8 protein-coding genes are annotated in these 9,869 nt (G+C 49.3%); all 8 read right to left on the bottom strand.

What is annotated here, in order from left to right; translation table 11 throughout:
• Positions 1–465: 465 nt before the first annotated feature.
• Positions 466–1,467, bottom strand: coding sequence for a LacI family DNA-binding transcriptional regulator (locus ACKTSF_RS13820; RefSeq protein WP_407890186.1), 1,002 nt, complete (start codon positions 1,465–1,467; stop codon positions 466–468).
• Positions 1,468–1,488: 21 nt separating this feature from the next.
• Positions 1,489–2,952: a UDP-glucose--hexose-1-phosphate uridylyltransferase gene (locus tag ACKTSF_RS13825; protein WP_407890175.1), complete on the bottom strand. Its 1,464-nt coding sequence runs from the start codon at positions 2,950–2,952 to the stop codon at positions 1,489–1,491.
• A complete protein-coding gene (gene galE, locus ACKTSF_RS13830) occupies positions 2,953–3,957 on the bottom strand; it encodes a UDP-glucose 4-epimerase GalE (RefSeq protein WP_407890177.1) in 1,005 nt (334 codons plus the stop codon). It abuts the gene before it with no gap.
• Between the two features lie 193 nt (positions 3,958–4,150).
• The gene (locus ACKTSF_RS13835) at positions 4,151–5,320 is read right to left on the bottom strand and encodes a galactokinase (protein WP_407890179.1); all 1,170 of its coding nucleotides are present in this window, start codon (positions 5,318–5,320) and stop codon (positions 4,151–4,153) included.
• Positions 5,321–5,531: 211 nt separating this feature from the next.
• Entirely contained in the window at positions 5,532–6,965 is a 1,434-nt protein-coding gene (locus ACKTSF_RS13840) for a glycoside-pentoside-hexuronide (GPH):cation symporter (protein WP_407890180.1), read from the bottom strand.
• A 59-nt stretch (positions 6,966–7,024) separates the two neighbouring features.
• Positions 7,025–7,267 (bottom strand): hypothetical protein, encoded by a 243-nt coding sequence (locus ACKTSF_RS13845; RefSeq protein WP_407890182.1) that lies wholly within the window; start codon positions 7,265–7,267, stop codon positions 7,025–7,027.
• Between the two features lie 431 nt (positions 7,268–7,698).
• A complete protein-coding gene (locus tag ACKTSF_RS13850; RefSeq protein WP_407890184.1) occupies positions 7,699–9,432 on the bottom strand; it encodes a phospho-sugar mutase in 1,734 nt (577 codons plus the stop codon).
• Positions 9,433–9,705: 273 nt separating this feature from the next.
• The coding region (locus tag ACKTSF_RS13855; protein WP_407890188.1) for a zinc ribbon domain-containing protein at positions 9,706–9,869 on the bottom strand (164 nt) is incomplete at its 5' end.

Genomic DNA, 9,869 nt, shown 5'->3' on the forward strand with positions numbered 1-9,869 from the left:
GAATTCTCCTTGTATATTGTTTTTTAGTCGACTCAATTATACTCGTGGAGCAATCCATGTCTATTTTTGTACAGTAAAAGCCCGACGCGTCGGGCTTTTACTGTACTTTTTAACTTTCAACCTTTAGTTAAAACTAACACAATGATGAGTGGATCAGCCACCCAGATCAGGTCGTGAAACCATTTTGAATAGCTTCTAAAGACGCCATACGAATCTACACCATGGGTCCGGATCAAAACCCCAGACCCTTTTGGGCTCTCCAAAACTATATTGCTGAAACGTGAGACAGCATCCGCATGACGACAGGCATACTGGCAAGCTCTCGGGCTTACCCATTCGACTGAGCAAACTAAAAAGCCCCGAATCCACTAAGATTCGGGGCTTTATCTGTCTCATAACTAATCCAGCGAGTAGCCGGAAATTAATATCTAATTTTTTTACACCTGTCTCTGAACGAAATCACTCTTATCGCGTACTCTCCCGAACAATCAGCTCAGTCCCAATCGTCACCCGCTGCGGCGTACGTCGTCCCGTTTGCAAGCGGTCAGCCACCAAATCGGCGGCCTCCGCGCCCAGCATCTCCGTATTCACGTGAACACTGCTCAACTCGGGGAAGACGTACTTGGCAATCGTGGTGTCGTTGAAGCTAAAGAGACTGACGCGATCTGGTACGGCAATTTCATTCTCGCGCAGGGCCTTCAGTGCCCCAGCAGCCATCGGGTCGTTGGTCACGAAGAAGGCGTGGGGTAAATGAGACCCCAGCCGCGTCACCGCAGCCTGCATCTGCTCGTAACCAGATTCCGAAGTGTAGTCACCAGTGAAAACCAATTTAGGATCAAAGGCCCCTCTCACTTGCATCTCCTGACAGTACGCCGTATACCGGGGATCAAGTACATCAAGCTTGCCATCCGTCGTCGACTCACTCCCGCAGATCAGCCCAATCTCATGCTGATCATGCTGCCAAAAGTAGTCAACTACCTGCTGAACGGCGACATTAAAGTCAGTGACTACACTGTCATAGCCGTGGCCCAACTGATCTTGATCGACGAAAACTAAGTTCCCCGTCAATTGCGACAGCGTCTGAACTTGCTCGTCACTGAATTTTCCAATAGCGATCACGGCATCAACGTCCGGGTCAATGGCCTGCAGGTTATTTTGAAAGGTCCGCGTGGCCAGCATATTGAGCTGCTCGCAGCGTTTTTCCAACCCCAGCCGAATCGCCATGTAGTACAGATCATCGAGTTCCTTTGACTTCGAATACCACTGAACGATAGCAACTCGCAGCTGCTTAGCCGGCGCATTGGTCCGACGCTTGGACTTGGTATAATTCAAGTCCTCGGCGACCTCAAATATTTGTTTTCTGGTGGACTCGCTAACTGACAATGTCCGGTCATAATTCAAGACCCGTGACACGGTTGCTAGTGAGACCCCGACTGATTTCGCAATATCTTTTAAGGTGGCTGCGATCACCATCACCTCCTGGCAAAATTAAATCTGGGCAATGAACTTGTCCAATGCGGCTTGACCCTGCGCATCTCGCTTGAAGACTCCGGCATCAGCCAATACGCGAGCAAAGGTATTCCCAATTGCTTGGTGCACGACCGCCGTCACGTTAGCTGCGGTAATCGACTTAGCTTGCTTAAGACCATCGGCCCATACTTGGTGCATTGGTGCAATTTGGTTGGGTTGATCCAACAGATACTTGCTAACTTCGGCCATTTCGGCTTTCAACCGTGCGGGCAAAATCGCGCGACCCATGACCTCGATCAGGCCAATATTCTCTCGCTTGATGTGCTGTACATCCTGGTGTGGATGAAAGACCCCATCTGGATATTGCGCCGACGTCTGGTTATCCCGTAAGACTAAGTCTAACACATAGTCCGCGCCATCCCGATAGGCAATTGGTGTGATTGTGTGGTGCCGGGTGCCATCGGTATAGGCACGAACACCCACAGATTCATCGGAATAGTCAATCCAACTCTTCAGAACCTTAGTCGCCGCTGTAATCAATGGTTCCGGTTGCGTCCCGCGCAGTCGGATATCGGTCATCGGCCACTGCACGATTCCCGCTGTAACGCCCGTGACACCTAGGTCAATTGCCCGGTCCACGGGTGCCAGCATCATCGGAAAGGTATGTTTGCCCCCCTGGTAGTGGTCATGTGTCAGCATGGAGCCGCCCACGATTGGTAGATCGGCGTTACTCCCGACGAAGTAGGTCGGCAGTTGACGCACGATTTCCAACAGGTTAGTCAACGTATGCTGGTTGATCACCATCGGCCGATGTTCCTTGGCCAAGAAGATGGCATGCTCAGCGAAATAGGCGTACGGCGAGTACTGGAAGCCCCAGGTCTCACCACCCAGCATCATCCGGATAATCCGGTGATTGCTGCGGGCGGGATAACCAAGGCGACCGCGGTAGCCCTCGTTGGTCATACACAACTGGTCTAGCGGATAGCTGACTTTAGTCTGCGTTTGGGCAGCCGCGATAGCCTTGGGGTCCTTTTCCGGCTTGGACAGGTTGATTGTAATTTCCAACTCTCCGGCCGGCGTCTGAGCTTGGAAGACCACGTTACGTGCAATGTTTCTCGTCTTGATGTAGTTGTTCGCCTTGCTTAACTGGTAGAACCAGTCAGTCGCGGCGCTGGGACTTTGCTGATAACGATCCCAGAAGCCACGGTTGACGGCGGACGGTAGTGGCGTCATGAAGTCCATCAGCTGCGACTCCAGAATCTCACGGGGACTTGGTGCATCCTCGATTTTACCATTGGCCACGGCCGTCTCGACCATAGCCGCCACTAGGTCAATGGGGTCGGCACTGGTGGTCGTCTGAGCGTCGCCATCACCGATCAATGCAAAGATCCGATTGGTCACATACTGCCGGTCCAGCTCCATATAGGGGGCTGGTGATTGAACAATTTGATCAATAAACGCTTGAATTGTGTCTTGTGCCATTTATTTTGCCTCGTTCTGATCATCGTAGCCGGCTGGATGCTTCTGCTTCCAATTCCAGGCAGTCCGAATAATATCTTCCACATTATCAAATTGTGGTTGCCAGTTCAAGACTTCACGCGCCTTGTCACTAGCCGCAATCAAGGTGCTAGGATCGCCAGCGCGCCGAGGCGCCATCTTGGCAGGAATCTCCTTGCCCGTAACTTTCCGAGCAGCCTCCAACATTTCCTTGTTGGAGAAACCAGTCGATGAGCCGAGGTTAAAGGCATCACTATCATGGCCGGCCTTCAGGTATTCCAGAGCTAAGATATGGGCATCGACCAAGTCGACAACCTGGACGTAATCCCGGACGTTGGTCCCATCCTTGGTTGGGTAGTCGCCACCAAAGATGGACAACTCCTTGCGTTCACCCGCAGCAACCTGCAAGATAATGGGAATCAAGTGGGTTTCGGGATGGTGATCTTCACCAATACTTCCGTCTTCCTTGGCCCCAGCCACGTTAAAGTACCGCAGCGCGATGAACTTGATGCCATAAGCTTCGTCGGCCCAGCGCATGATCTTTTCCATCATCAGCTTGCTTTCGCCGTATGGATTGGTTGGCACTTGCGGATCAGTTTCTTTAATGGGAATCTGCTTAGGCTCGCCATAAGTCGCCGCCGTTGACGAGAAGATGATGCGCTTGACGTTATGCTTATTCATAACTTCTAGCAAGGAAACCATCCCGGTCGTGTTGTTGTCAAAGTACTTCAATGGTTTTTCCATGGATTCCGGCACAATGGAGAAGGCAGCAAAGTGAATGACACCCTCGATATCTTCTTGATCAAAGACACTGTTCAAAAATTTCTGGTCGCGCACGTCCCCTTCGTAGAAACGTGCTTTGTCATTGACTGCGGCACGGTGTCCCGTTACTAAACTATCGACGACTGCAACATCGTATCCCTTTTGAATTAACCGATCAACGGCATGTGAGCCGATGTAACCAGCACCACCTAAAACTAAAACTGTCATTATCAATTCCTCCTCAATTATGTCGTTTCCTGGTTAAGCTGTGACATGACTTCATCGTTAACCAGAAAGTTCTATGGCCTATTTTACCTTAAAGCTTGTTTATGATGCTGCTAAGTTGTTTCGGTCAGATATCGTTGGTTCAATTTAACTCATTGGACCTCGTGCCAACCACCACAGCCAACCAGTTGTTAGACTACTTTTGCAATTCCTTTGGACCGTCTGCAATCTCTGCGACGTAGAATTCGGCCTTATGACCGATCGTCTCTTCGTAGACCTGCCCAACTTTGGCTTCGAAATCTTTAACGTTTGTCTTCTTGACAATCGCAATCGCACAGCCACCAAAGCCCGCACCGGTCATCCGGGCACCTAAGACACCGGGTTGCTGCCAAGCGGTTTCAACCAAGGTATCCAGTTCCCTCCCGGTTACGGCAAAGTCATAGTTCAAAGAAATATGTGACGCGTTGACCAAGTGGCCAAAGGATTCGAGATCGTTGTCTTGTAACGCCTTGAAGGCCTTCAACGTGCGTTGGTTTTCGAAAACGGCATGCCGAGCACGCTTGATTAAGGTTTCATCGTTAATGAGATAAGCATTTTGATCGAATTGATCTTCGTTCAAGTCCCCTAATGTCTTAATGTCTAACTTGACTTGCAACCGACGAAGGGCCTCTTCACATTGGGCTCGCCGTTCATTGTATTTAGAATCGGTCAGTTCCCGCCGCTTCTTGGTGTTCATGATGACCACGACGTTATTGCCTAAGTTCAGTGGCGCATACTCGTAAGCCATGGTGTTCGTGTCCAACAGCATCGCTTGATCTTTCTTCCCCATGCCGATGGCAAACTGATCCATGATCCCGGTATTTAATCCGAAGTAATCATTTTCAACTTGTTGACCGACCTTAACCATTTCGACTTCGTCTAGCTTCATGCCGTAAGCGGCGTGAAGGATCTCACCCATCAACATTTCCATAGAAGCAGATGAGGACAAACCGGAAGCATCCGGCAGATTCCCGTGTACAAAGAGGTCGAACCCGTGGTCGATCGTCAGGTCTTGCTTCGCCAGCTCGAACAACATCCCTTTCAGGTAGTTGGCCCAGTTGTCAGCCTTATGAAAGGCTAAATCGTCCAGTGAGAACGTCAACATTCCGGCCTCTGGGACGTTGGCTGAATAAACACGGAACTGCCGGTCATCTCGACTCACGTACGCGGCGTAAGTTCCCATGCTGATTGCTGCGGGGAAGACGTGCCCCCCGTTAAAGTCAGTGTATTCACCGATCAAATTGATTCGGCCGGGAGAAAAGAAGACCCGTTGTGGTGCAGCATCAAACTTTTCTTGATATTCAGTTGCTAAGCTGGCAAAATCCATGGCGATTAACTCCTCAATAAATTTTTAGTAAAGTTTTACTACAGTCATCATAAACGCTTTTGCGGTGATTGTCAACCGGTTTATAAAGCGCTTTCTTTTCCGAGCTATTGGTAATGGCCCCTGTACCATCCGTCAGTTGGTAGCCTTGCCCAACAGGTTCAGAGACACCAAGAGCCCGGGTATCATCGCCCAGGCTCTTGGTAAATCCTAATTAATTATTTGACTGAATTTTTGTATCTTCTTCAGCCTTTTCAGTTGTTAACTTATTTTCCAACTTCTTAACGATCTCTGCATGTTTCTTCTCAGATAAGGTCACCTTGAATTGATAAATCAAAGCGGATACCACTAACAGAATCATTGGCATGTAGAAAATGAAAGAGTGGAAGATAAACATCCCGTGTGCGGTAATATCACTAGGCTTAGCGTTACCCGTCATCCCGGCATGGACGGCCGCGATAACGACAATCCCTGTTGAAAAGGCCCCAGCTAATTTATCAATCAAAGGCCGCACGGATAAGGTGACGGATTCGTTTCGCGTGCCGTTCTTCCATTGCCCGTATTCCACGCTGTCGGTAATGGTCATCAAGGCCGCCAGGAAGATCATCGGGTATGGGAAGAAGAAGATAGCATCCGCGATATACATCATGATGGCGCTGCTACCCGCAAAATTGAAGAGCACGTAACCGACTAACATCATGCAGATACCGCCGACGTAAACCCCACGCCGCGTAATCTTAGAAACGATGAGTGGGAACAGAGGAACGGAAATGACCCCCAGGAGCGCCGTAACTCCCCCAACCACACTGTAGGCCTTCGCATTACCAATGACGTATTGGAAGTAGTAAATCAGGAGTGAGTTCGTAACCACGTAGCTTAAGGCAAACAGCAGGTAGGATAAACCTAACCACATCAATTGGTCATTTTCACCGATAACCTTGAAGACGTCACGGAAACGCGTTCGTTCCGTATTTTCGCGAATTAAGTTCTTGGTTTCCTTCGTCCCAAAGAAGGTTGCCAAAGCCCCTAACAGAGAAACGAGCCCAATCACGATAGCAAATCCTAACCAGCCGGCCCGTGTTTCCGTAGTCCCATGGGTTCCAGAGAACTTTTGGGAGAAGTAGATGACCAGTGGCATGATGACAATGATGACCCCCTGAGAACCCAGGGTAGAGCCAAAACGACCAACCGTCCCAAACCGATTACGGACCTTGGTATCCACACTCAACGCGGGTAACATGGACCAGAATGAAATGTCTTTGAACGAGTAGAAAATATCCATAATGACAAAGACGATCCCGAAGACCAAGAAGTACATCGAAGAATTGGAATCCGCTAAGCCAAATAAACTAGAGAACATAAGAATCAGTCCAACAGAACTGACGATAGCCCCCGCAAGCAGCCATGGCTTGAATTTCCCAAACTTGGTGTCGGTGTTATCAACCATCCCACCGATCATCGGGTCAAAGGCAATTTCAATTAAACGAATGACAACAACCATCGTCGTCACGATTCCAGCTTCAGCGGCGGAACCCTTTCCCACGAACAAGGCACTGGTGACAAAAATTGCAAAATAAGTATTAAGTGTTGCGTAGAAGGCATCATGTCCGAATGCCCCTAGAGCATATGAGAGATATTGCTTAACCATTGTTCTTTCACGCCTTTCAACAAGAGACTGCGTTCTAACCCTTAACGGTACTCACTAGTCTAGTGATACCGATGTTCAATGATCTTTGACAGAACATCCTCCCGTTGCTGGGCCTTGGCCATATCAAATTGAGATTCTTCCAACTTGTTAAAATCTTGCGCAAGCAACGTAGCTTCCAGATAGAGGGTCAGCTGTCGCTTGATATACAACTTATTTTCCTCATCTGGATATTGCGCATTTCCTCCCAAAACAGCTGCCGCAAACTTCGCGGGGTCCAACGTAATTTTGTCATTCTTAGCCATTTTGACACACCTCTGATTTCTCAAAAATAGGATACTTACATTGCTGGTAAAAATATTAATTTATTTTTAACTAAAATGTAAGCGCTTTACGGCTATTATTCTAAGGTTATGTCTGGTTAAATGCAACCACTTTTATTGTGAAAAACGTTCCGCCAATTGTGGTATCAACTGGCTGCAAAGAGTTGCAACCGGTTGTCTTTTTATCGTAAAAACTTTAGTAAAGCTATTAGTAAACAGCCTGTTAAGATCTACTGTCTAGTGAAAACTCTTAACCGATTATCAATTCAGTGAAAACAAGTCACCACACTAATAGCCGGTGTGGCAACCGATTGTCTTACTTAACGCTTCGCAACCATCAAAAAAACGCAGCTAGTCGCTCCCCTCGAGGCGCCGACTAACTGCGTTAAAACTCGTTTTGATTAACTTGAATCCTACTTCACTGAATCAACATACTGCTTCAGTGCCGCCTCGTAGCTCGCTAACTTCTTTTGCGCTACTGCGTCTGTCTGATCACTCGTCCCAATGTAGAACTTGACCTTAGGTTCGGTTCCAGAAGGTCGAATACAGATCCAAGTACCATCACTCAGCCAATACTTCAAGACGTTTGACTGTGGTAAATCGATCTTGCTGGTCGTACCATCGGCTTCGGTCTTGAGGCTCGTCGAGAAGTCTTCAACCGACTCGATGGTACTGTCGCCAAAGGCCTTCGGCGCATTCTCTCTGAATTCACTCATCAAGTGGGCCATCTGTTTGGCACCATCGATACCGGCGAATTCCTCAAACGTCGTCTTCTCGGCAAAGTAGCCGTAGGTCGCGTAAAGTTCTTCGATCCCGTCGTAGAGGGTCATGCCGCGTTGCTTGTAGTCGGCGGCAACTTCCGCCAGCAAGACCGTGGATTGAATGGCATCCTTATCACGCACGAATGGCTTGATCAGGTAGCCGTAGCTCTCCTCAAATCCGAACAGGAAGGTGTGGTCATTGGTCGTCTCGTACTGATGAATCTGTTCAGCAATAAACTTGAATCCGGTCAACACGTTCTTCATTTCCACGCCGTAAGCCGCCGCAATCTTAGTGGCCAGTTCGGTGGAGACGATGGACTTCACGACTCGTGAGTTGGCTGGCAGTTGGCCGGCTTGCTTGCGGGCCTTTAAAATGTAGGCCAACAAGATCGAGGCAATCTGATTCCCCGTCAATAGTTGGTAATCCCCGTTCGGTTGACGAACGGCGGCACCCAACCGGTCGGCATCGGGATCGGTGGCGACTAACAGGTCAGCGCCTTCTTTCTTCCCCAACGCAATAGCCATATCGAAGGCCTGCGCGAACTCAGGGTTCGGAAACGGCACCGTTGGAAATTCAGGGTCAGCGATTGCTTGCTCTGGCACCATAGTAAAGTTTTCAAAGCCAGCACCACGCAAGGCCCGTTCGCCGATAACTTTCCCGGTCCCGTGCAATGGCGTGTAGATCAATTTCATAGACTTACCCACGGACTTGACCAGCTCATGATTGATCGTCACGCTCTCAACGTTTCGCAGATAAGGTTGGTCAATATTTTCCCCAATGATCTGAAGCGTCTTGTCGGCGCGTAACTGTTGCTCGTCGGCGACCTTGATGGCAAAGACATCCTTAGCAGACCGGACAAAGTCGGTAATCATATCGGATGCCTTGGGTGGCATCTGTCCACCGTCTGGCCCGTAGATCTTATAGCCATTGTACTGTTTCGGGTTATGGCTGGCCGTGATCATGATCCCCATGGCCGTATGTAACTGCCGGACCGCAAACGACAACTCAGGCGTTGGCCGCAAGTCATCGAAGACGAAGCTAGGAATCCCGTGCGCACCCAAGACATGGGCCGCCTCATGGGCAAACTCTGTAGAATGATAACGGGAGTCAAAGCTGATAGCGACCCCACGTTGCTTCGTCGCGTCATCCAACGTGTCCAAATACCGGGCAACCCCCTCGGTTGCTTGCCGCACGGTGTATACGTTCATTTGACCGATACCAGGCCCCATAACACCCCGCATACCGGCTGTTCCAAAGCTCATGGGACCGCTAAAAGCAGCTTCCAATGCTTCTGGATCATCCGCAATGGCATCTAATTCGTGTTTAATGCTGGGAATCATCGTGGGCTGTTGTTGCCAAACCTGATAGTTTTCTTGCCAACTCATCTAAATCGCTCCTTTTCGATTATCACTTACCATTTTGTCTGGAGGGATCTTAGTTTCGCCCCAGGCAATGGGTTAACCAACACGCCATACTTTGACCTCTCCCCCGGCAGTGTTGGGTCAACCACGCCCGTTTAAAAACGGACGCTTGCGGTCACCACACCCCATGGCATGGCGGCCACAATTTACTTAGATACAGCGTTTGCCTACGAATAGGGCTTATCCGCTAATTACCAAAGCCTTTTAGGTCCGCAGGTTGCCAGACGGACACAGTTTTCACAAGGTAGCTAGTCCCTTAGCCAGAATATTTTGGGCTGCGTTATGATCCCGTACATGAAAAGCCCCACAACTGGAACACATCCATTTTCGATCGGCTAACGTCAACTTGTTTTTACCCGTCATGATGTGTCCACAACGGCTACAAGTTTGCGTCGTATTCC

This window comes from Levilactobacillus muriae (genome assembly GCF_045862015.1).
GTDB lineage: Bacteria > Bacillota > Bacilli > Lactobacillales > Lactobacillaceae > Levilactobacillus > Levilactobacillus muriae.